At 57.6% G+C, this 22429-nt stretch carries 20 protein-coding genes and 1 tRNA gene; 10 read left to right on the top strand and 11 right to left on the bottom strand.

Translation table 11 applies throughout. From position 1 onward, the window contains the following. Positions 1-3: 3 nt before the first annotated feature. Positions 4-792 (bottom strand): SseB family protein, encoded by a 789-nt coding sequence (locus ABD815_RS08430; protein WP_344846275.1) that lies wholly within the window; start codon positions 790-792, stop codon positions 4-6. Further along, positions 789-1367 (bottom strand): uracil-DNA glycosylase family protein, encoded by a 579-nt coding sequence (locus tag ABD815_RS08425; protein ID WP_344846273.1) that lies wholly within the window; start codon positions 1365-1367, stop codon positions 789-791. The genes ABD815_RS08430 and ABD815_RS08425 overlap by 4 nt, the downstream gene beginning before the upstream one ends. 87 nt (positions 1368-1454) lie before the next feature. Here ABD815_RS08425 and ABD815_RS08420 point away from each other — a divergent pair, with 87 nt between their 5' ends. The 8 genes from ABD815_RS08420 to ABD815_RS08385 all read left to right on the top strand — a co-directional run bounded on the left by ABD815_RS08420 (position 1455) and on the right by ABD815_RS08385 (position 9357). Then, positions 1455-1808, top strand: a complete 354-nt coding sequence (locus tag ABD815_RS08420) for an ArsR/SmtB family transcription factor (protein WP_344846271.1) — start codon at positions 1455-1457, stop codon at positions 1806-1808. After that, positions 1801-2826, top strand: coding sequence for a permease (locus ABD815_RS08415; RefSeq protein ID WP_344846269.1), 1026 nt, complete (start codon positions 1801-1803; stop codon positions 2824-2826). The genes ABD815_RS08420 and ABD815_RS08415 overlap by 8 nt, the downstream gene beginning before the upstream one ends. A gap of 119 nt (positions 2827-2945) precedes the next feature. Further along, a complete protein-coding gene (locus tag ABD815_RS08410) occupies positions 2946-4226 on the top strand; it encodes a Na+/H+ antiporter NhaA (RefSeq protein ID WP_344846267.1) in 1281 nt (426 codons plus the stop codon). Positions 4227-4438: 212 nt separating this feature from the next. Further along, entirely contained in the window at positions 4439-5092 is a 654-nt protein-coding gene (locus ABD815_RS08405; protein WP_344846265.1) for an ABC transporter ATP-binding protein, read from the top strand. Further along, positions 5076-6821 carry a KpsE/RkpR family capsule polysaccharide export protein gene (locus tag ABD815_RS08400; RefSeq protein ID WP_344846262.1) on the top strand — a complete coding sequence of 582 codons (1746 nt, stop codon included), beginning with the start codon at positions 5076-5078 and terminating at the stop codon, positions 6819-6821. The genes ABD815_RS08405 and ABD815_RS08400 overlap by 17 nt, the downstream gene beginning before the upstream one ends. A 147-nt stretch (positions 6822-6968) precedes the next feature. Beyond that, a complete protein-coding gene (locus ABD815_RS08395) occupies positions 6969-8468 on the top strand; it encodes a phosphomannomutase/phosphoglucomutase (RefSeq protein WP_344846260.1) in 1500 nt (499 codons plus the stop codon). A gap of 118 nt (positions 8469-8586) precedes the next feature. After that, on the top strand, positions 8587-9147 hold the full coding sequence (locus ABD815_RS08390; protein WP_344846258.1) for an EF-hand domain-containing protein: 561 nt from the start codon (positions 8587-8589) through the stop codon (positions 9145-9147). Positions 9148-9282: 135 nt separating this feature from the next. After that, positions 9283-9357, top strand: a tRNA-Gln gene (locus ABD815_RS08385). 165 nt (positions 9358-9522) lie between these two features. Here ABD815_RS08385 and ABD815_RS08380 read toward each other — a convergent pair. Beyond that, entirely contained in the window at positions 9523-10797 is a 1275-nt protein-coding gene (locus tag ABD815_RS08380; protein WP_344846256.1) for a ribulose-bisphosphate carboxylase large subunit family protein, read from the bottom strand. Next, entirely contained in the window at positions 10794-12134 is a 1341-nt protein-coding gene (locus ABD815_RS08375; protein ID WP_344846254.1) for a four-carbon acid sugar kinase family protein, read from the bottom strand. Before ABD815_RS08375 ends, ABD815_RS08380 begins: the two co-directional genes overlap by 4 nt. 128 nt (positions 12135-12262) lie before the next feature. Here ABD815_RS08375 and ABD815_RS08370 point away from each other — a divergent pair, with 128 nt between their 5' ends. After that, a complete protein-coding gene (locus ABD815_RS08370; protein ID WP_344846253.1) occupies positions 12263-13090 on the top strand; it encodes a phosphogluconate dehydrogenase C-terminal domain-containing protein in 828 nt (275 codons plus the stop codon). Positions 13091-13183: 93 nt separating this feature from the next. Beyond that, positions 13184-13900, top strand: coding sequence for a transcriptional regulator NanR (gene nanR / locus ABD815_RS08365; protein ID WP_344846252.1), 717 nt, complete (start codon positions 13184-13186; stop codon positions 13898-13900). Here nanR and ABD815_RS08360 read toward each other — a convergent pair. The 7 genes from ABD815_RS08360 to ABD815_RS08330 form a co-directional block, all read right to left on the bottom strand. Next, positions 13878-15620 (bottom strand): D-apionate lactonase family protein, encoded by a 1743-nt coding sequence (locus tag ABD815_RS08360; protein ID WP_344846250.1) that lies wholly within the window; start codon positions 15618-15620, stop codon positions 13878-13880. The genes nanR and ABD815_RS08360 overlap by 23 nt on opposite strands. A gap of 8 nt (positions 15621-15628) precedes the next feature. Next, positions 15629-16645 carry a Gfo/Idh/MocA family protein gene (locus ABD815_RS08355; protein ID WP_344846247.1) on the bottom strand — a complete coding sequence of 339 codons (1017 nt, stop codon included), beginning with the start codon at positions 16643-16645 and terminating at the stop codon, positions 15629-15631. 10 nt (positions 16646-16655) lie between these two features. Further along, positions 16656-17720, bottom strand: coding sequence for an ABC transporter permease (locus tag ABD815_RS08350; RefSeq protein WP_344846245.1), 1065 nt, complete (start codon positions 17718-17720; stop codon positions 16656-16658). Beyond that, complete coding sequence (locus tag ABD815_RS08345; RefSeq protein WP_344846243.1) at positions 17721-19259, bottom strand: sugar ABC transporter ATP-binding protein; 1539 nt, start codon at positions 19257-19259, stop codon at positions 17721-17723. A gap of 2 nt (positions 19260-19261) precedes the next feature. After that, positions 19262-19909, bottom strand: coding sequence for a DUF2291 family protein (locus ABD815_RS08340; protein ID WP_344846241.1), 648 nt, complete (start codon positions 19907-19909; stop codon positions 19262-19264). A 69-nt stretch (positions 19910-19978) separates the two neighbouring features. Further along, a complete protein-coding gene (locus tag ABD815_RS08335) occupies positions 19979-20926 on the bottom strand; it encodes a D-ribose ABC transporter substrate-binding protein (RefSeq protein WP_344846240.1) in 948 nt (315 codons plus the stop codon). Between the two features lie 346 nt (positions 20927-21272). Beyond that, the gene (locus tag ABD815_RS08330; protein ID WP_344846238.1) at positions 21273-22412 is read right to left on the bottom strand and encodes an alpha-D-ribose 1-methylphosphonate 5-triphosphate diphosphatase; all 1140 of its coding nucleotides are present in this window, start codon (positions 22410-22412) and stop codon (positions 21273-21275) included. Positions 22413-22429: the final 17 nt, after the last annotated feature.

The following is a 22429-nucleotide window of genomic DNA, read 5'->3' as shown; positions in this document are numbered from 1 at the left end:
TGCCTATCTGAGTTTTGGTGGGGTATCCGGGTCCATGCCCGGTGCCGCGGGGCCGGATTGTTCTCGGGCCAGATCCGGCAGATCAAAGCGGAGACCGAAGCGTGCGAAGGATGCGCAGATCGGATCGGACGCTTTGAAGAAGGCGACGTCGAGAACACCGGCTTCGACGCCGGAAAAAATCAGCGCCTCCGACACCAATCGCGCCAGCGCGTCCTCTGACCCCGGCACCGGATCGACAAAGGCAAGAAGGTGGGATTTGAGCCCGCCTTCATAGGTTACACCGGCCAGATACACCAATTTCGCTAAACCGGCAGCCAAGGCCAGCTTGGTGTCGAGCGCGGTGATCAACACCTCGGGCAGGCCATGTGGGGGCGCGATTTCTTCGGGACGTGCCTGCGATTCTTGCGGGGTATTTCCCAGTGTTGAATGTAGCCAATCGACCGCTTGCGCGGGCAGGAGATATTCCGATGGCGCGACCGACAGGTTCAACCCAAGTCCGATACCCGAACCGGCGATCATCTCGACCAGCACGCGCCCTGACATCGCGACATAGGGCGCGGCACCCGCGAAATCGGCCAAACGCCCTTCGCGGTCGAAAACCAATGCGAACTTTTGGTCCTCAACCTCAAACAGGCGCGGCGTGACCGGACCTTCGGGCTTCGGCTCTTCTTCGAGCAGCAGGAACAACTCGCCATCCGCAATCCTCTCAAAGAATCGCAAACGTGCAGCGTCATCGTTGGGGGCGTTTTGCATCTGCGCATGCGCGCGGTCGAGGGGCGTCGTCTCGGTCATATCAGCTCCTTCACGCGGGCCCGCAAGACGGGGAGGAGATCGTCTTCAAACCACGTGTTTTTCTTTAACCATCCCGTATTGCGCCATGACGGATGAGGCAAGGGAAAGGCGCCGGGCGCATGGTCGCGCCATTCCCTCACCGCGACCGTGAGCGGCGTTTTGATCCTTAGGTGATAGCGGATCGCATGCAGACCGACGGGAATAACGAGGTCGACCGAAGAGAGCACGTCCATGACCTTTCCATGCCATGTCTCCGCGCAAATTGGCGGAGGCGGTAGATCGGAACCGCGCGCGTCATAGCCGGGAAAACAAAACGCCATCGGGACAATCGCAATCCGGTCCCGGTCATAAAACGTTGCCTCATCTAGCCCGAGCCATTCGCGCAGTCGCGCGCCCGACGCGTCCGTAAAGGGTCGCCCGCTCTCGTGCACACGCGCGCCGGGGGCCTGACCGGCAATCAAAATGCGTGCGCCTTCGCGAAACCACGGGACCGGACGCGGCGTATGTGCCGTGGCGGTTTTTGCGAACCTGTCCGCGCAAATGCGGCAAGAAAAAATGTCATCAGTAAGGGTCATGAAATCAGGTGTACCGGTTCGTTTGCCAAATCTCCACTTGACTCATTTCGATATTTTTAGAAATGTAGAATCATTGGAGGCTTTCGCATGAAACACACCGATTTGGACGACGCACAACTGGCGAGGGCAGCCAGCACCTTTGCGGCACTTGGATCAGAGCAACGATTGATCGTGTTGCGGGCTCTGGTGCGTGCAGGGCCGACGGGTCTCAGTATCGGCGACTTGGGGGCCCGCACAGGGATTACGGGTGCGACGCTCACACATCATATGAAAACATTAGCCGCCGCACGTTTGGTCCGTCAGGAAAAACAGGGCCGCTCAATCATCTGTATGGCCGCCGACTACCGCGAGATCGAAAATCTGGCGAGCGGGTTGTTGGCCGAGTGCTGTGCGGATTGCGATAACGAAACCTGCACCGAGGACGAGCATTGCCATGACTGATATCAGCACCACGCCCCCCCTCCTTCCGCGTTTGTGGAAAAAGTCGGACAAAGCGCTGTTGTTCGCGGGAACGGTCCTCTTGGCCATTGCAGTATTTGACCCTTCGGGGCTGCCGGATCGGGTGGGTTTCGCCCTGCGCGCGCTTGCCGAGGCTGCCCCGTTCCTTCTCTTTGCGGTCTTGGCCACTTCCTACGTGAAAGCGTCGGGTGCCGAGTCCCTTTTGTCGCGTGCATTCGAGGGGCGCGAGGTGCGCATGATCGTGATGGCCGCTGTGATCGGAGGGATTTCTCCGTTTTGCTCCTGCCAGGTCATTCCTTTCATTGCAGGCGCATTGGCGGTGGGCGTCCCTCTGACGGCTGTGATGGCCTTCTGGCTTTCGTCGCCTCTCATGGACCCTGCAATGTTCATCATCACCGCAGACGGATTGGGCCTCGACTTTGCGATCGGGAAAACCGTCGCGGCGGTTTCTGTTGGACTGCTGGGCGGTTTCGGCGTGAAAATCCTTGCTCGAACGGCCATCTTTACCGACCCCCTGAAACCGCGCGCCGCACCGTCGGCCTGTGCGACGGCGTCCCTGCGCGGAACACCCGAATGGCGGTTCTGGCGCGACGGGAAACGTATTCAGCGGTTCAGGGATAACTTCGTCGAGAACCTGCTTTTCTTGGGGAAATGGCTGCTGGTTGCCTATATCCTGGAGGCGGCAATGATCGCCTATGTGCCGTCAGAATGGATTGCCACGGCTCTGGGCGGCGAGGGTCCCCGTCCGGTTCTGGTCGGCGCTCTTATCGGTGCCCCTGCGTATCTAAACGGGTTTGCGGCCGTTCCCTTAATGTCCGGCCTTCTTGAACAAGGCATGGCCAAGGGTGCTGCCATGTCCTTTATGGTCGCTGGCGGAATTACGTGCATTCCTGCCGCCGTTGCGGTCTGGGCCCTCGTCAAACCGCGCGTCTTCGCCAGCTATGTCGGCTTTGCGTTTCTGGGCGCGCTGCTCGCAGGGACCGTTTGGTCGCTCATCTAACAGGCTGACATCGTATAAACGGCAAAGCCGGCGCGCGGAAACGCCCGCCGGTTCTTGCTCTGGCCCTTGGCTTCAACTATGTCCGTTTTGACATCAAGAACACCAGGGAGACGACGGGCATGTACAGGGTTTGGGGCTTCATCGCTAACTATTCGCTTTTGTTGATCGCAGGCGCCACAATCGCGCTGATCTGGGCGAATGTGGATGCTCATTCCTACCATGCCTTCGTCGAATACCCGATCTTCGACAATTTCTTCATCGGACACCTGCATGATGACGGCCACGGCCACGTCACGCGTACTTTGACACTGCATTATCTGGTCAATGACGTGCTTATGGCGCTATTCTTTGCCATTGCGGCAAAGGAAGTCTGGGAAGCCGTCATCCTGAAAAACGGCTCACTTCGCGGTAAAAAGGCGGCAACGCCACTGGTCGCGACCGTGGGCGGCATGATCGGACCGATTGCTGTTTACCTCGGCCTTGCGGCGTTCCTCGGCTCCGACACCTATGACGCTGTCGCAAATGGCTGGGCTGTTCCAACCGCGACCGACATCGCATTTTCCTATCTTGTTGGGCGCATTGTATTCGGCGCAGGCCACCCGGCAGTTCGCTTTCTTCTCCTGCTCGCGATTGCCGATGACGCAGCCGGCCTCGTCATTCTCGCGATCTTCTACCCAACGGGTGAGTTGGCAGTATCGTGGCTGCTGCTGTCGCTGGTCGCGGCGATTGCCGTTTTTGTCTTTGCCAACTGGCTGCCGCGCAAACTCGATACCGGTAAGGAACTGCGCCCGAACTCCACATGGGTTCGCAAAGCGCTCGGCTTCTGGCCATACCTCATTGCAGGATGTCTGTCGTGGTATGGCTTTATGCGCGCAGGTATCCACCCCGCTCTGGGCCTTCTGCCGATCGTGCCAACCATTCCGCACGCAGATCGCGCGTTCGGTTTCTTTGCCGAAGCAGAACGCCACCTGTCCGACCTGCTCAACGAAATCGAACACAAGCTCAAGACACCAGTCGAGGTTATTCTGTTCTTCTTCGGCCTGCTCAATGCGGGCGTTGAATTCAACGCAATTGGAGATCCGACGTGGTTGGTTCTTGCAGGGTTGTTGATCGGTAAACCATTGGGCGTTCTGGTGATGGGGGCGCTCGCGGCGCATGTATTCAAACTTGGCCTGCCAGCGGGGATGCGGACCATCGACCTATTCGTCATCGGCTGTGTGGCCGCGATTGGGTTTACCGTTTCGCTTTTCATCGCCGCTGTGGCTTTTGACAGTTCGACAATGCTCGGCGACACACCAGTGCAGGACGCGGCCAAAATGGGGGCTCTGTTCTCCTTTGCAGCAGCGTTCATCTCGATTGCTGCGGGAAAAATTTGTCGGGTTGAGAAGCAGCATTCATAAATCGCAGGGGTAAAACCCAGCAATTTATCGCTCAAGACGCTGAAAACGGCCGTTTTCAGACCATTTTTACCTGCGCGCGCTATTCGGTTATGGATTCAGCGCGCGCCGGGCGACATACTGGCGCAAAATCATGGGCCGCCGTGAGGCCCGTCGACAAGCCCGCAACGGGCACAGGGTCAGGCAGCCCCAGGCAGTTTCGAGGCGCACCGCGAATGCTCGAATTCGATAACGTCAGCAAGTCCTTCTGGACCGGTAAACAGCGCAAGGTGATCCTTGATCGTGCGTCGTTTCGCGTTGAACTCGGCAATAGTCTCGGCATTCTTGCACCCAACGGGACGGGGAAGACCACGATCATCAACATGATGTCGGGTCTGGAAAAACCCGACGAAGGTGAAATCCGCCGCAACTGTCGCGTGTCATTCCCGCTCGGGTTCATGGGCGGGCTGATCAACAAACACACAGGCCGCGAAAACGTTCGCTTTATCGCGGAGCTCTATGATCTGGACCCCGATTATGTGGAAGCGTTCTGTCGCTGGCTCTGCGGGTTGGAAGAATATTTCGAAATGCCGGTGGCCACCTATTCTTCGGGAATGCGGGCGCGACTTTCGTTTGCATTGTTGCTCGCGCTCGATTTCGATATCTATCTAATTGACGAGGGCATGCCCTCAACTGCCGATGTGGAATTCAATCGCAGAGCTGGCGCGATCCTGCGCGAGCGGCTGGAGAAGGCCACCATTGTCGTCGTGTCGCATCAGGCGGCTACGTTGGAAAAGTTCTGTCGCTCTGCTGCCGTGTTACGCAAAGGCAAACTGCACATGTTCGATACGCTGGAAGAGGCGAAGGCGCTGTATGAATACGAAGGTTAAAGCTCAGAAATTCCGTTTGCGCCGCGCCGAGCGCACAGGTGCGCCCACCGCAGATGATGCGAAATCACCCGCGGATGACGCCGCGCTTTTTGACAACGCTGGCGCAGATGACGGTTTCGGTGACGAGGCCTATCCTGGCTCAGCGGCAGCGGACACGCCATCCGATCCCGCAACAAAACGTCCAACAAGGCGCCGTGGCGCTGCCGCTGCGACTTTGGGCACGCCCGGGGGTAAAAGTGAGACGGACGATACGCCCGCAACACCTGCAAAACCTGAGCGCGCGTCGGAAACCTCCACTGACATTGAGACGGTCCGCCGCGAGGGCCTGACAGGACGGCAGCTACGCATGGCACGGCGCGTCGCGCAAAAACACGGGATCGAGACAACATCCGATTTCGAGGCGGTTCTTCTCCTGCGCCAAAAAGGCATCGACCCGTTTCAACGCAACGCCATGCTCGAACTGGTTTCTACTGAGGCCAGCGAGTCGCGCGAACTCACCACTACCGATGGCAATTCCAACCTGCCGGCCGAAATGGGTGGCGGGGCAATGCCATCCAAAGCCATGCTTGATCGCCTGACACGCGACGACGAGATATCCCGTATCCAACAAGACATCGCCCGCCGACGCCGCCGCAAGATGCTGCTACTGGTGGCGCGGCTTGCCGTTTTTGTCGGCATTCCGACCCTAATCGCCGGTTACTATTTCTACAAAGTCGCGACCCCGCTGTACGCGACGAGTTCTGCCTTTGTCATTCAGCAGTCCGAGGCCCCTTCCGCCAGCGGTGGATTGGGCGGGCTGTTGTCGGGCGGCCCATTGTCGGGCGCGCAGGATTCGATTTCGGTTCAGGACTATCTGGAGAGCCGCGACGCGATGCTGCGTCTGGATGCGGATGTCGGGTTCAAGGAACATTTTTCTTCTGAAGCCATCGACCCGATCCAACGTCTGCCAGAGAACCCGTCCAACGAGCAGGCCTATAAGGTATACGGCAAGCACGTCACCATCGGCTACGACCCCACCGAGGGTCTGTTGCGGATGGAGGTCGTTGCGGCCGATCCGGAGACCTCCCAGCGCTATAGCGAAGCGCTGATCCAATACGCCGAAGAACGCATCGACCAATCCACCGAGCGTTTGCGTGAAGACGGCGAAAAGGGTGCGCGTCAAAGCCTCGAGGAAGCCGAGCGCAAAATGCTCGATGCGCAGGAACGCGTCGTCGCGCTTCAGGAGCAGCTTGGCATCATCTCGCCAGACGCCGAAACCTCTGCGGTCATGGGACAGATCGGGAACTTCGAAACGCAGCTGCAGGAAAAGAAACTTCAGCTACAACAGTTGCTCGACAACACCCGACCCAACCAGGCCCGCGTCGATGGCGTGCGCGGCGATATTCGCAGGCTGGAGGCAATCATTGCCGATCTGCGTTCACAACTGACCCAAGAGCAAGGCACATCCGGTTCGCTGGCACGTATTTCGGCTGAATTGCGCATGACAGAGGTCGAATTGCAGACCCGCCAAGCGCTCGTGAGCCAAGCCGTTCAGGCATTGGAAACTGCGCGCGTCGAGGCCAGCCGACAGGTGCGTTACCTCTCCCTCACCTCTCGCCCGATTGCACCTGATGAACCGACGTATCCGCGCAAGTTCGAGAACACGCTCCTAGCGATGCTGATCTTCTCCGGCATCTATCTGATGGCATCCCTGACTGCCGCGGTTCTACGCGAACAGGTGTCAGGCTGACGGTGGAATGCACGAAATACCGGCTGCGCCCACATGGCGGTGATTATTCACTGCCCACGGACCTACGCTTGGAAACCAATCAGATTTTTGCCAAGTTGAACAACGAGTGACGCCGAAAAGCGTCGTAAAGAAACGGAACCGATTGAAATGAGCAAAATTCCCGCCCCGACTTCGACGCCAAACACGTGGGAGTTTTTGCGTGACCCCATGATTACCCCGACGGGTTTCCGTGAGTATGACGCGCGTTGGAAATACCCCGATGAAATCAACCTGCCGGGGATGACTGCTCTCGGGTTGGGCATAGGCACGCAGATGAAAAAGCGCGGCCTGACCCCCGAAATCGCCGTGGGTAATGATTATCGCGACTATTCGCTGACAATCAAAAACGCGCTGATCGTCGGGCTTATGCAGGCGGGCATCAAAGTCAAAGACATCGGACCCTGCATTACGCCGATGTGCTATTTCTCTGCCTTCCATCTCGATACCCCCGCAGTTGCGATGGTAACTGCGTCGCACAATCCGAATGGGTGGACGGGTGTGAAGATGGGGTTCGAAATGCCGCTGACTCACGGGCCGGACGAGATGGCAGAACTCAAAGACATCGTGCTGAACGGCAAAAGCGAGCCGTCTGATGGCGGATCGTATGAAGTCATCGACGGTGTGTGGGACGCCTATATGGATGACCTCGTCGGCGACTTTAAAATGAGCCGCAAACTGAAAGTGGTGTGCGCGACGGGCAATGGCACAGCGGCGGCATATGGCCCTGCCCTGTTCGAACGCCTTGGCGTCGAAGTTGTCGAGAGCCACAACACGCTCGACTACACCTTCCCGCATTACAACCCGAACCCCGAAGCTATGGAAATGCTCCATGACATGTCCGACAGCGTAAAAGCCTCCGGCGCGGACTTCGCGCTCGGATTTGACGGGGACGGTGACCGCTGCGGCGTAGTGGATGACGAGGGCGAAGAGATCTTTGCCGACAAGGTTGGCGTGATCATGGCGCGCGATCTGATCAAACTATACCCCGGTGCGACCTTTGTGGCCGATGTGAAATCCACCGGCCTCTTCGCCTCTGATCCCGACCTGATCGCGGGCGGCGCAAAGGCGGATTACTGGAAGACCGGACACAGCCACATGAAACGCCGCGTGCATGAACTGGGTGCTTTGGCGGGTTTCGAGAAATCGGGCCACTACTTCCTCGCCGGGGACATCGGGCGCGGGTATGACGACGGGATGCGGGTCGCGGTTGAAATCTGCAAACTGATGGATCGCAATCCGGATATGAAAATGTCGGACCTGCGAAAAGCTTTGCCTGTCACCTATTCGACCCCGACCATGTCGCCCTACTGCTCGGACCTCGAAAAATATGACGTTCTGGATCGCATCGTGGCCAAACTCGTGGCGATGGCCGACGCAGGGGAAACACTCGCCGGTCAAAAGATCAAAGAGGTGGTGACGGTCAACGGTGTGCGTCTGATCCTTGAAAACGGCTCATGGGGTCTCGTGCGTGCATCGTCGAACACACCCAACCTCGTTGTGGTGTGCGAAAGCTCCGAAAGCGACGCGCAAATGCGCCAGATCTTTGCGGAACTCGACGCTGTCATTCAAACCGAACCGGCCATCGGGGAGTACGATCAGAAAATCTGATCCTGTCGTTATTGAAACTCACCAAGCGCCCGCCCAACCGGCGGGCGTTTTTCTTTCGACGGAATCGGGCAAGCCATCCGTTCAATGAGTATCGCTGATACGAATTGGAGGACTCGCCATGAGAGCCGGTATCGCAATCGCCCTGACAAGCCTAATTCCCCTCGCTGCAACGGCTCAGGTTTTCACGCCCGGTGAAAATTTCCTGCTGAACTGGGATGTCAACGAAGACGGCGTTGTGACGCGCGCAGAGGTGGATGTGCGCCGCGCGGATATGTTTTACGCCTTTGATGGCGATGAAAACGGCGCGCTCGACACAGAAGAAATGGGTTGGCTCGACGAAACCGCGAAAATGTCGCGCGACGCTCAGGATCGTCCCGGTATGGGAAACCGGCAGGGCGGCCAAAAGGCCGGAAATGCGGCCGGACAGGGCCTCGGCAATGGTCAGACCCCTCCGGGGCAAGGCGGCGCCCTAGCGAGCCGTGGTGGCGGCCTGAACCGCCAAGAGGCCCAATCAGCAATGCTGTCAGCAAGGCTGGGTCCTTATGACCATGCAATTCTCGACACCAATGGTGACGGCCTGCTTTCGCGCGCCGAATTCATGAAGGGAAGTGACATGTGGATGGCAGGTCGCGATCGCAACAAAGACCGTGTCATCACATCCGCTGACTTCGGCCAATAGCCATTTAATAGCGGGTCCTTCTGTGTCCCTCGGGGCCCGTTCGGACGCGTCGCACGTAAACCACGGCGGCGCGTCCAATTTCACCCAAAAAGGGGTTGCGCCGCAGCCGTTGGCAGACTAAATAGCGCGTCACGTTGGGATGTAGCCAAGTGGTAAGGCAACTGTTTTTGGTACAGTGTACCGTAGGTTCGAATCCTACCATCCCAGCCAACTTTCAAAACTCATTGATGTGATTGAGACGCGATGCGCGTTTCGGGAATAGACCCCCCATTTGCACCTCGTTCATGCATCTCGCTCGGCTCGCGAAGCAGGACCTCGCTGCCTCTGCGCGCAAGGGCCGGTAGCGTCCGCGTGTCACGCGCATCTGGCTACGGCTTAGAAATCAGAAAGAGTTATGTTTGGCTTTTTGAAGGTCTCGATGGCTTTTCGCAGCGGCGAATTGGGCGTGGCGAATTCTTCGAGAGGGATGTCCAGGCGCGCGGCTTCGGCGGCGGCCCTCAGGCTATTTACCCCGTCTGCCACGCCGCTTGGGTGGCTCATGATCCCACCACCGGCGCAATAGATGAAGTCGTCGTTTCCTAGCAATTGTCGTGCGGGATCGACTTGCCAGATGGTTTGACCGGACGAATAAACGGGCATGGCGGTATGGGCCGGACCACCATGTTTGGAGATGGGTTGTTGGACGGATCTGGCCGCGCGGGCAACCACATCATCGCTTTCGGTAAATTTGTTCGCGAGGCCGTTTACATGCAGGTGATCGACACCGGCCAAACGCCAGAGTTTTTGCATGACCCCGAAGTCGACGCCAATGTCAGGCGAGCGTGAAAACAGCCCCCACCCTGCGCGGTGCCCGTGGATCAAGGCCTTGCTTCGACTACGGACGGCGCGCAGACCGGTCAAGCCGACGGAATTCACGCAGACCATGGCGCAGGTTGCGCCGACGCGATCCATTGCGTCGAGATTGCGCCACATCTGGTCGATTTCGTCGGTAATGTTTACCGCATAAAGGACCCGTTTCCCGGTGCGTTCCGCATGGTCATTTATGACCCGCATAACCGCGTTCAGCCGGTCCTCAAACGGGCAGTCAGGGCCATTGGCCTGTAGTTCATCGTCCTTGATAAAATCAATGCCCGCGGTCACGAGTGTCTTTACGAGGTCGGCGGTTTCGTCAGGTGTGAAACCGATGCTTGGCTTGATGATCGTGCCAATCAATGGCCCTTTGTGTCCGCCCATAAATGCGCGCGTTCCCTCAACCCCAAATTGCGGGCCGGGATGATCATGGGCGAACTGCTCGGGTAAATCGACGTCAACCAGTCGGATGGCGGAAAGCTCGGCCAGTTCAAACAGGTTGCCTGCAAGCGTCGACATCAAAGTTGGAAGGGATGTCCCGAAATTGCCCATGGGCCAACTGACAGTGACTAGGCCGCGTTCGTATGTGTCGCCTGTCTTGCGACTGGGCAATGAGGGTGTTTTTGCGGTTGCGGTCTGCGTGATGTTTTCGACACGGGCGCCGGAGCGATCTCGCAGTTCATCAGTTTCGCTTGCGAGCCGGACGAATGTGCCGGTTGACTGTTCACCTGCCAATACGGCGGCCGCGTGGGCAAGTCCCGAAGGGGTTTCGATGTCATAGGTTGCCGTAATGCGGGTCATCGGTGTCCTCCTCCGTCACGTATCCACCCGAAATAATCGGGGCTTCCCATCTGGCCACCTTTCAACGCGAGTTCCAAACCATCCATTGGCCCGTCCGCGTGCGCCTTGCACAGTGACGCGCCCGGTATTGTCGGGGCCAGCGCCGAAAGTGCAAAAATGCCCAACTGTTTCGTGGCGTAGCCTGACGTATCCCCACCTGAAATGACAGCGCGGCGGATGCCACTCTTCGTCAGGATACGATCGAGCATTTCGCCCAGGGCCTGACCGATCCGACGGTTCACCGCACCCATGTCAGCGCCCGCGGCATCGACGGCAGAATTCAGACCTGCGACTGCCGGGTCATCGGGCCCTTCGGCGGTAAATATCAACGGGTCTCGCCCCGCAGCAATCGCCGCAAGGGCTTCGTGTACGATGCGGTCCACTTCCGCGGACAATGCGCGGGCGTTTGCGACTGCCCGAGTAGCGTCGAAGCGGAGAGTTTGAAATCCGTTCGCGCGTGACCACGAGATTTGCCCGGCAGTTGTTGGAGACACCGACCCTGACACGACAACCATCCCATTCGCACGTCCCGCGCCCTTGGGGGGGTCAACCTGCTCCAACGCCCCCGTTTCGACCCAATGGCGCACCAGCGCGTATTCAACTCCCTGAGAGCCGACAACAAATCTGTTCTCCGCGTGGCCTTCCCATATCATGCGCCCTGCACCGGTTTCGGTACGGGCATCTTGGCTATCGAGAGTGACCACTTGGATGGTATCGGGCCGCGAAGGTGGCGGTGCGCCTGTCCACAGGGTCGCGTTAATCCGGTCTGACTGGGCCGCGATGTGGCGCGCGACATCGGACTCCGCCATTGGCGTGACGGGATGGCGTGCCATGACAGGGTGGCGGTCAAGGCGGTAAACCTGATCGCCAAGCCCCGCAAACAAATGGCCAAAGACCTGAAATCTCTGCATCTGTGGCGCTGCGATTAGGACCGGAACGATCTGTGGGTCTGTTAAATCAGCGCCAATTTCGATCGCGCGCCCGATTGATCCAATGACGGGCGAAGAATCCAGTGTCGAGCAAACTTTGTAATGGAGAAGTGCCGGGTCCAGCGAAAGAAGCGCGGCGAAAGCGGGTGTCAGGGCGTCGTCCATTTCGTCGGGTGAACTCGCGCGCGCAGTTGATGCAACACCTACCGCGCGCAAATCCGGATACTGTGCGAGCTGCGCCTCAGTGGGCACATCCAGAAACAGCATTGCGGGAATTCCCGAGAAACTGAGCACCTCCATAACAGCGGCGGCACCGGTGAAATCATCGCCATACCACGCAACAAGAAGTCCGTCGGGGAGAGAATTCATCTTCAGTTCCTTTTAGGGGGACAACCGCAAATCGGCCCCTTGACACTCTGGCATACTTAGTAACTTATTATACCAGTTGTCAATTTCGATATATGAGCGGCAGATTGACATGCAATTGGAGGTGTCGTGTGACAAAACTAGCGTTGTTTGGTGCGGGTGGGAAAATGGGCGTTCGGTTGTCCAAAAACCTCGCTACGTCGGAATTTGAGACTTTTCATGTCGAGGTTTCTCCCCAAGGTCGGGCGAGGTTGAAGGAAGAGCTCGGGTTTGACTGCCATGACCCTGATGTCGCCCTGAAAGACGTTGATGTTGTGGTTCTCGCAGTGCCGGATACGGCAATCAAACAGGTCGCTGCGTCGATCATTGATAAGGTTCCATCGGGCGCGATGATCGTGTGTCTGGATGCCGCTGCGCCCTTTGCGGGGCATCTGCCCAAACGCGATGATGTGACCTATTTTGTCAGCCATCCTTGTCACCCACCAATCTACAATGACGAAGAAACGATGGAAGGCCGAAAAGACTATTTCGGCGGGGTTGCAGCCCAGCAAGGCATTGTAAACGCACTTATGCAGGGCCCTGCGAGCGATTACGATCTCGGAGAGAGAGTCGGTAAAACCATTTTCGCACCCGTCGCGCGGTCACATCGTGTCACGGTTGAACAGATGGCGCTTCTTGAACCCGGCCTGTCGGAAACGGTCTGCGCATCCCTGCTCGATGTGATGAGAGAAGCGATGGACGAAGTCGTCGCGCGCGGCGTTCCAAAAGAGGCTGCCCGCGACTTTCTTTTGGGCCATATGAACATCCTCGGGGCGGTAATTTTCAAAGAGATCGACGGGGTCTTTTCAGACGCTTGCAACAAGGCAATCGAGTTCGGAAAGCCTGTTCTGATGCGCGATGACTGGAAGCGCGTCTTTGAACCCGATGAGATCGCTGCAAGCATCGAAAGGATCACCTGACCTTGCAATTCTGATCCTCTTGTAGCACCAGTTGATAAGTTTCGAATGCAGGGGCACGCGCGCCTGCACACCTAACGGATCTGGATGCGCAAGATGAATGACTCTGACGGTAAAATTGTTCGTATGAAACTGTCGGATCAGGTGTTTGAGCGACTGCGCGAACTCGTCGCAAGCGGTGAACTTTCGGCAGGTGACGTTGTTCCATCCGAACGCGTACTGATGGAGCGATTTGGTGTTGGTCGACCTGCGGTGCGCGAAGCCCTGCAGGCGATGCAAAGCAAAGGTCTCATCACGATCACGCACGGCGGTCGCAGCCGCGTAAACGCATTGACCGCAGGCATTGCGTTCAGTCAGGTCGATGACATCGCGAAGTTGCTGTTGTCCAGCGAACCCTCCAACGTTGATCATCTCAAACAAGTGCGCCATCTCCTTGAACTGGGAACGGTCAGGATTGCTGCGCAGAAATGTCGTGCAAAAGATGCCGATGATCTGGTGGAACTCGTCGAAGAACAGCGCACAAATCTGGGCAATGCCGAAGCGTTCATGAAATCCGACATCGCGTTTCACACGCGGTTGGCTTTGATCACTGCAAACCCGCTTATCCATTCCATCACCGAGATGATGCTGACGTGGTTATTTGAATACCATTCGTCACTGCTGTTGTGGTCGGGTCAGGAACACAAAACTCTGGACGAGCACGCCGCGATTGTTGATTTCCTGCGCGCCAATGACGAAGAAGGTGCAGTTCGCGCGATGGAGGATCACCTCAATCGCGCAAAATCCAGATTCACGTCGTCTCCCCAGCGTTAGCAGCAACAATCGACCACGCGTAGGGGCCAAGTGATTGCTGCGCTTTTGATGTCAGGTTTGCATTCAATCTCACATTCCCGACAAATGCCTCGGCGATCCCGTCGGCAACCTGCGTACTATGGATTTTCTGGCCTGCGCATTCTGCCAAGCCTTTAAGGGCTGTTGAAATTGGCCAATGCCCGTCGTCCGCAATCACGCCACGCGGGCCATAAAGGGCAGCTGGCGTCCAGACAGACAGTCCCGCAGGCGCAAGTGCGCAAGCCAAGCCAATGACATAGGCGGCGCCGAACGTGCCGCGATGGCGCGGATCATCATGGGCCATGCAGATACGCTGGTTGTCAGGGTTGGGGATCGTGCGTGACCCGTACGGGTTTTGGCGCATGGCGATCGTCGAGGGGCCGATCCGGTATTCCTTGTCGCCGAAAATGGCGCGGGCGCTGCGGGTGATATGCGCAATCGCCTCAAGGGTTTCCATTACGGAGACATCGTCCGCCGCATGCACGATCGGGCACAACCCGTGGCTTACAAAATCCAACTTTTCGTGGGGCGGGCGTTTGCGGTTGAGTTCGGGGAAGAAACTCACCATGCCGCCTCCCCGTTTGACATCAGGAAAAGCAAAGGATGCTGCGGTGTGGATATCGGCCAATGAGGGGCAGTCAGGCCAATCGGATCCAGGTGGCGTGGATTGGCGATCCACCGACGGGCATACGAGGACACTGTCAGGCGCAAAGCCAGCGTCGCGCATTTGCGCAGCCATAGAAGACAATTCGGTCGCGGGATCATCGGCGAAAAGGCAGATCAACTCCAAATCAAATACCTGATCTGGGCAGGCCCGTTGCGCCGCTGCAAAGGCCTCAAATTGCGCGGGCGTATCGCCGAGTTCCGCATCGAGGTGGCAGAGTAACCGCTGAGGATTCACAACCGCGATATCACCGGGGTGTCGGGCCAATCGCAGTGCATCTTGCGCATCAATTACCAGCGCCATTTCCGGAAAGGTGGCGTCAACGACACCTGTTTCAACACGCGATGGGGGCGTGGTTGAGCACGGGGTCCAACTAAGCTCGACCGACTGCGACAGGCGCTCGCCATCCGCGATTGTGTAGGGCCACGGCAATGCCAACGGACGGTTATAGGTTTTGTAGGACGCATCGCCCCATTGCCGTTGATCTTCCATCTCGAAGGTGTCGCCATGAAATGCGCAACATAGCTCGGCTTTCCCAACCTGATTGGTGAGGGCTGTGATGTCCTTGAAGGGCTGCCAAGGTTCGATCAGGTCTGGGAAGACGCTGTCCTCGATCGACCCATCGCTGTGTTTCACGCGGACTGGTCGGCCAGCGACATCCTTGATCGGATGCAGAACTGTGAACCCGGCCCGGTTCGTTTCGAACGGTCCCAGCGCGTCACCCGTTGCCGACATGACAAGACTGTCGGGCCCGACATCAATCGAAACACGCACGGCCAGTTTCGCATCTGCGCTCTGGAACACTGCGTCGTAAGTAATGCCCAAACTCGTATCGGTTTGGGCAACCTGCATATTGTCGAGCGTCGGCGTCAACGTGCCCCAATCGCGGTCCCTGACCAGAAACGCGATGTTGCGAATGGCTTCCTGCCCATGCAGCGCGATGTGCCGCAAGGCGCCGTTTTCGAGCGTGAACGACCACGGACCAACAGCAAAACATTGACCCTCAACGGGGGGCTGATCTGTTCCGAAAAGGGTCACGGCGTCACTCATATGTCTGCAAGTTTCACAGTGCGTCCTTGCTCTGCGGCCAGATAGGCTGCTTCGACCAAGGCCAGTGTTTTAAGGTTGTCAGCGCCAGATGTTTCCGGCTGGCGTCCAGAGTTGATGCAATCAACGAAGTGCTGCTGAATAGTCAGAACGCTCTCTTGAATATTGTGCCACGGTTTTTGCGCCCAATGCAGGAGAGGCGGAGAGACATCCGTTTGCGTTTCCCCATCTGCCTGCACCGTCAACCGGTACCCGGCATCAAGTCGCAATGTGCCAAGTGTCCCGTCAATTTCGAGCAATGATTGCGGGAAGGTTTCGGGCGTTCGCTGCGTGGCATAGGAACAATCTACAACGCTTGTGGCACCATTTTCATGGGTCAACATCATCGTCGCGACGTCTTCGCCGTTGATCTTGGGGTTAATGCGACGCGTCGTTGCCGCAATCCGCGTGGCATCGCCGAAAAAGGCGCGCGCGATGTCGAGGATATGGATCCCGAGGTCCTCAATTATGAACCGTTTGCCCTCTGCCAAATAGGGCTGGCCTGAAAACACGTCATATCCGGACCGAAAACTAACGCGACCAAAGAAGGGTTCACCAATAGTGCCGGCTTTCACGATTTTCAGGGCCGCCTGGATAGGGGATTGCCACCGGAAGTTCTCATGAACCATGAGGGTTTTTCCAGCCACCTTCGCAGCATCAACCATGGCGCGGGCGTCAGTCATATTCTCGGCGAATGGTTTCTGGCAGATAATATGGACGCCCGCTTTCGCAGCCATTTCCACCAACGCGCGGTGCGACCCGACAGTCGTCGCAATATCAACGAAATCGAAGCCGCCTTCTTCAAACATCTTCGCCGCATCGGTGTAGCAGCGCTCGACGTTAAAGGCGGCAGCGCTGGCGTTCAGACGTTCAGCGTCCTGATCACAAAGCGCGACGATCTCAACGCCCTCAATGTCACGCCAAGCCTCTAGTTGGTTCTGTGCGAAAAATCCGCACCCGATGACTGCGCCTTTCATGGCCTCTCCCTTAGTTGTCGATGGCCGATTGCGCCTGTAGCGCGACGCGGGCCTGCACCTTTTGTTGGGCCTGATCGATGACCACAGCGGCGATAATAACCAGTCCCTTTATGACGGTTTGCCAGAAAGAGGACACGCCCATCATGACCAAGCCGTCCGATAGGACGCCGATAACGAAGGCACCGATGATTGTGCCGCCGATGCGTCCACGACCACCCGACATTGATGTGCCCCCGAGTACCGCCGCAGCAATCGCGTTGAGTTCGAATGTGTTGCCTGTCGCGGGGTGGGCGGCGACCAGTTGCGACGAGATGATGAGCCCCACCAAAGCGGCGCAAAAGCCGGAGAAGATATAGACGAAATATTTGGTGCGATTGACCTTAATCCCAGACAGACCAGCGGCCCGTTCATTGCCACCAACTGCATAGATATGGCGGCCAAGCGGTGTGCGTGTCGCGATGTAGGCCGCCAGAAGACCGACGGCGATGAGCATAACAATAGATACGGGGACGCCCAGAATGTCACCGGCACCGATCCAGCGGAACGTGTCTGATCCGTATTCCGGATTGCCGTTCAGGTTCGGGAACGTCCGCCCGTCCGAGCTAAGCATGGCGGCGCCGCGGGCCACATAGAGCGTCCCAAGCGTGGCGATAAAGGGGGCCACGTTTAGCTTGGTTATCAAAAACCCGTTGATCGCGCCGATGAACACGCCCACGCCAATGACCAGCAAACAGATTTCGAACGTATTGAACTGAATGGACCACCCAAGCCCGACATCAATGCCGTTCAGCACCAGATATCCCGCTACCATGCCACATAGTCCGACGATTGAGCCGACGGATAGATCGATCCCTCCGGACACAATGACGAATGTCATTCCGATCGCCAAAAAGGCGTTCAGCGCCACGTGTTTGGACATAATGACCATGTTCGCCGTCGACAAAAAGTTCGGCGCGTTGAAGGCGAAAAAGGCAAACACCAGGATCAATGCGATGAAAGTGCGCGCCTTGAGCAAGATCAGCAGGGCATCGGGGCTCGATGGCGACGGTGGGGCAGAAACAGTTTGATCGGCCATTTAGACGTGCTCCTTTTTACGGCTCGAAGTGGCATGGCCAATAGCCGATGCCTCGACCAATGCGCCGTTCGTTGCGTCCTGTCGGTTGAATTCACCGGTCACCCGCCCGTTGGACATCACCAGAATGCGGTCCGACAGAGACATGACTTCGTCGAGGTCCGAGGTCACGAAAATGATCCCGAGCCCTTCGGCGGCGAGTTTACGCATGACCCGAAAAACCTCGGCCTTGGCGCCAATATCGATCCCGCGCGAGGGTTCATCCATCAACAGGACTTTGGGGTCTGTCATCAGCGCCTTTGAAATGACCACCTTTTGCTGGTTCCCGCCGGACAGCGACGACACCGCGTGTTCCGCAGAAGCGATTTTGACCGTCATGCGTTTTACAAAATCCGCGACGGTGTGACGTTCGTGGGTCAGGCTCATGTATAGTCCGCGGGTGAACTTCTTGAGGCTCGACAGGGTCATGTTTTCGCGGATCGAGAGAATTTCAACCAATCCGTCGTTCTTGCGATCCTCTGGAATAAGCGCGAGACCGCGGCCAATTCGGCCCGCGACGGTCTTCTCTTTTAGGGCAACGCCATCCACGTACATCTGGCCCCGCGCGTGCGGATGACGGCCAATGACACATTCGAGAAACTCAGAGCGCCCAGCCCCCATCAGGCCATAGATCCCCAATATTTCCCCGTGTTTCAGCGAGAGGGAAACATCATCCACCAACAGCCCGCCTGCAGAGCTGCCAAGCGATACATGTTCGGCACGGAAAACCTCTTCGCCAAACGGGTGATCAATTTCCTTGGCAAAGTCCTTACCGCTTTCGCCGATCATATTGCGCACGATCCAATCAATATCGACGCCTTCCATCGAGCGCGCGCCTGTGATGACGCCGTCGCGCAGAACCGTGATGTAGTCCCCGATGCGGATCAATTCCTCAAGGCGGTGGGAAATATAAACAATACCAACGCCGTTCGCTTTCAGATCCGCAATCACGCGGAACAGGATTTCCACCTCGGCGGCGGAAAGGGCGGACGTCGGTTCGTCGAGGATCAGGATGCGGGCGTCATGGGCGAGTGATTTCGCAATTTCGACGATCTGTTGTTGCCCCACCCGCAGATCGCCCACCAGATCATCAGGGTCGATGTCCTGTTCAAGACGTTCCATCAACGCGCGGGTCTGTTCGCGCTGCGCGGCTTTGTCGATGTCTACGCGACCACGGGTTTTTTCGCGGGCGATGAAAATGTTCTCCGCCACAGTCAGGTTCGGGAACAGGTTCAGTTCCTGAAACACAATCCCGATCCCGTGGCGGCTGGCTTCGTCGGTAGTCCTGAACGTGACGGGTGTGTCGTCGATCAGGATCTGACCGCTCGTCAGCTGCTCGACACCTGAGATGACTTTCATCATCGTCGATTTACCTGCGCCGTTTTCCCCGACAAGCACGTTGACCGCGCCCATATGCAGATCAAAATCTGCAGAACTCAGCGCAACTGTGCCCGGGTAAACCTTGGTTCCGTTGCGAATGGAAAGACCGATAGGGTGTTTCATCGTCACTCCCCGACGGTCATGGCGGTGGGGACCACTTCGAGCGTGCTTTCCAGATCCTTGAAGGTGAACATACCCTCGAACGTTACGGTTTGGCCGACAAGATCCCCCTCCGGGATCGTCAGTCGTTCATGCGCCATCGCGTTCAGACCGTTGCCGAGTTTCGCAAACTCGATCTGGTCGCGGAAATTGCTAAAGAGCAGGAATGGCATCGCATCGCGCAACGTGGTTCCCCGCACGATCGGACCAAGCTGCAAGGTCACATCAATCTCGCCGTCACCGACTGTATCGAGGTGCAGCTTTGCCGCGCGGCTTTCGGTTTTGGCCTCGATCACCGACCCTGTGCCGGTGATCGCGAAATTCCACGGGTTCGCTTCACCGTCAGGGCGCAATCCATGAGCTTCGCCGGCGGCGTCAACGTCGTGGGCGAGTGCGCTGCGCAATTCGTCAAGCGGAACCAAATGCGCCGCGACAGTCGGGATCACATCAGTGTCCCATATCTCACGAGCGTAGTTTGCCATGCGTTCTTCATCCGTCATCGCGGCGGCAACTTCGCCGGCTTCGTTTGGGTCAACGTTCTTGACGATCTTGCAACCCGCCGTTGCCGAAAATGTGCCTATGGCGATGACAGTAAACAGAAATGAATGACGCATGGCTCCCCCGGTTCATCAGAAAAGAACCCGACCGTGAAATCGGGTCCATCTTTTTTGAAGTCTCGCGACCTACCCGCTGAGCGAGAATGTCTCGAGATCGGCCGCGTTATCCGCGTTGATCAGCACGCAATCCATGAGCTGCTTTTCTTCAAGCCCGGTTGTCCCGGTCTGGATGTACATATCCGCCTGCTCAACCGCGAGCTGCGCTTGGCGATAGGCAGGCTGCAGAACAGTCGCCTTGATGCCACCGGCGAGAATGCTGTCGCGAACGTCGTTGGACCCGTCAAAGCCCACAACAATCACGTCGTCACGACCCGCAGCTTCCAGTGCAGCCCATGCGCCCATAGCCATCGTATCGTTGCCACAGATGACGCCCTTGATGTCAGGATTTGCCTGCAGAATGGACTCCATCTTTTCGAAGGCTTCCGTTTGGGACCAATTCGCAGATTGTTGCGCGACCATGACCAGATCAGGATATTGGTCGATGATGTCATGGTAGCCAGACGACCGGATGCCGGCGTTTGTATCTGCTTCACGACCAACCAGTTCAACGTAGTTGCCTTCTTCGCCCATGATCCGGACGAACTCTTCAGCGCCCAACTGCGCGCCTTGGTAGTTGTTCGAAACGATCTGGCTGATGGCGATGCCTGTTTCTTTGATTTCGCGGTCGATCAGGAACGACGGAATGCCCGCATCCTTCGCGCGCTGAACGGCAGCGACCGTCGCATCCGCACCGGCGTTGTCCAGAATGATTGCAGCTGCGCCACGTGCGATGGCGGTATCAAACAGCTCGGATTGCTTGTTTGGGTCATCGTCGTGCACGAGAACAATCGTATCGTAGCCCAGCTCGATTGCGCGTGCTTCTGCGCCAACGGCTTCGGCCTTGAAGAACGGGTTGTCATGGCTCGGCGTCAGAATGGCGATCAGCCCTTTGTCTTGTGCGAAGCCTATTCTGGTACTGGCGAGCGTCACGACACCTGCGAGCCCCGACATAAAAATACGACGGTTAGTTTTCATTGGTAGTCCTCCCTTTGTCTCAGCCAGTTAAGCGCATGGCTGATTGACAAATACCATTTCGACTGCAAGTCACATTGTCAACAGGTATGATGAGTATGTCAAAATGCGGAGCGAACTGCCCGAGACGCACGCTTGCTTGACCCTTGTCACGCGATCCATCGCGCGTTGCAGGCTGGGCGCGTATCTCCCTCCCGTCGGCTGAGTGCACTCTCATAAAGTGGGGATCGCGTCGGTCAATTCGACGCTCTGATCGTGTGCGTCGACTTCGGCTTGAAGCCAAAGATCAACCCTACCACCGATCACACCGTTTGGGCCTATGGCCACCAACAAACAGCGCTAATGCGCCCTATCCGACCTGTCGTCCGTGACACCACACGCCGCGGATCACGGGTGATCCATCGAGGCGTGTAACGCGAACCAGATCTGCGTGTAGTCCCGCCGCGATCCGCCCACGATCATCCAACCCCGCTGCCTTTGCCGGCGCAGACGTCACGGTTGCAATCGCGCGTGGCGTGTCGTCCCACAGGTCGGCCAGAAGAAACGCAGACGACATCAGCGCCGAGGGCACGTAGTCCGATGACACGATGTCCAAAAGCCCACGTTCTGCCAATTCATGCGCAGCGACGTTTCCCGAGTGGGACCCGCCACGGATCAGGTTGGGAGCCCCCATCATCACGGCGATTCCGGCCAGCCGGCAGGCCTGCGCAGCCTCGATTGTGGTAGGGAACTCCGCCACTTTCACACCGTGTTCGCGCGATGTGGCGACATGATCCGCCGTGGTGTCGTCATGGCTGGCAATCACGGCTCCAAATCGGCGCGCCGCGCGGACTGCGGCTACCTCGTGGCGATCACCATGCGTGTCGCGCAGCGTTTTCAGTTTGATGACATGTTCGTCAAATTGCGCATCCGTCATTCCGCGCTTTCGCTGGACATAGTCTTTGAGCTTTGAGACATCGCGGAACTGCCGCTGGCCCGGGGTGTGATCCATAAGGCTCACGAGGCCCACGCGATCCTGTGGCCCGAACTCTGCCAATTCTTCTTCCAGCGTTTCAGAACAAACTTCGGCGCGAAGGTGGAGATAGTGGTTGATCCGCAAGGCGCCCTTCGTGCGCAGGTCCATCAGTTCACGCGACAATGAGCGGGCATATTTCCCGTATCCGTCGTTCTCGTCAGGGATCGACCCGACCCGCATGGCATCAAACACAGTCGTGATCCCGACCGATGCCAATTCTCCGTCATGTGCCAAAATCGCCGCCGCGTGAGGCCAGTCCACGCGCGGGCGAGGTTCAATGTGGCGTTCCAGATTATCTGTGTGCAACTCGATCAGGCCCGCAATGACCATGTCGCCGTCAAAGTCCGTCGCGCCCGGAACAGCGGACCGGCCCTGCGATACCTCGGCTATCTTGCCGTCGCGCAGAACCAGCGTGCCCTCGATCACGTCGGTCTCCAAAACGAGCCGCGCACCGGTGATGATTGTTTCTTGCATGAGAATCCCCTGTTAGA

Source organism: Celeribacter arenosi, assembly GCF_039539485.1.
Lineage (GTDB): Bacteria > Pseudomonadota > Alphaproteobacteria > Rhodobacterales > Rhodobacteraceae > Celeribacter > Celeribacter arenosi.
This window is presented reverse-complemented; position numbering and strand designations above follow the sequence as displayed.

Coding starts and splice junctions, on each gene's coding strand:
- ABD815_RS08430 (WP_344846275.1), bottom strand. CDS start 792: ATGACCGAGACGACGCCCCTCGACCGCGCGCATGCGCAGATGCAAAAC.
- ABD815_RS08425 (WP_344846273.1), bottom strand. CDS start 1,367: ATGACCCTTACTGATGACATTTTTTCTTGCCGCATTTGCGCGGACAGG.
- ABD815_RS08420 (WP_344846271.1), top strand. CDS start 1,455: ATGAAACACACCGATTTGGACGACGCACAACTGGCGAGGGCAGCCAGC.
- ABD815_RS08415 (WP_344846269.1), top strand. CDS start 1,801: ATGACTGATATCAGCACCACGCCCCCCCTCCTTCCGCGTTTGTGGAAA.
- ABD815_RS08410 (WP_344846267.1), top strand. CDS start 2,946: ATGTACAGGGTTTGGGGCTTCATCGCTAACTATTCGCTTTTGTTGATC.
- ABD815_RS08405 (WP_344846265.1), top strand. CDS start 4,439: ATGCTCGAATTCGATAACGTCAGCAAGTCCTTCTGGACCGGTAAACAG.
- ABD815_RS08400 (WP_344846262.1), top strand. CDS start 5,076: ATGAATACGAAGGTTAAAGCTCAGAAATTCCGTTTGCGCCGCGCCGAG.
- ABD815_RS08395 (WP_344846260.1), top strand. CDS start 6,969: ATGAGCAAAATTCCCGCCCCGACTTCGACGCCAAACACGTGGGAGTTT.
- ABD815_RS08390 (WP_344846258.1), top strand. CDS start 8,587: ATGAGAGCCGGTATCGCAATCGCCCTGACAAGCCTAATTCCCCTCGCT.
- ABD815_RS08380 (WP_344846256.1), bottom strand. CDS start 10,797: ATGACCCGCATTACGGCAACCTATGACATCGAAACCCCTTCGGGACTT.
- ABD815_RS08375 (WP_344846254.1), bottom strand. CDS start 12,134: ATGAATTCTCTCCCCGACGGACTTCTTGTTGCGTGGTATGGCGATGAT.
- nanR (WP_344846252.1), top strand. CDS start 13,184: ATGAATGACTCTGACGGTAAAATTGTTCGTATGAAACTGTCGGATCAG.
- ABD815_RS08355 (WP_344846247.1), bottom strand. CDS start 16,645: ATGAAAGGCGCAGTCATCGGGTGCGGATTTTTCGCACAGAACCAACTA.
- ABD815_RS08350 (WP_344846245.1), bottom strand. CDS start 17,720: ATGGCCGATCAAACTGTTTCTGCCCCACCGTCGCCATCGAGCCCCGAT.
- ABD815_RS08345 (WP_344846243.1), bottom strand. CDS start 19,259: ATGAAACACCCTATCGGTCTTTCCATTCGCAACGGAACCAAGGTTTAC.
- ABD815_RS08340 (WP_344846241.1), bottom strand. CDS start 19,909: ATGCGTCATTCATTTCTGTTTACTGTCATCGCCATAGGCACATTTTCG.
- ABD815_RS08335 (WP_344846240.1), bottom strand. CDS start 20,926: ATGAAAACTAACCGTCGTATTTTTATGTCGGGGCTCGCAGGTGTCGTG.
- ABD815_RS08330 (WP_344846238.1), bottom strand. CDS start 22,412: ATGCAAGAAACAATCATCACCGGTGCGCGGCTCGTTTTGGAGACCGAC.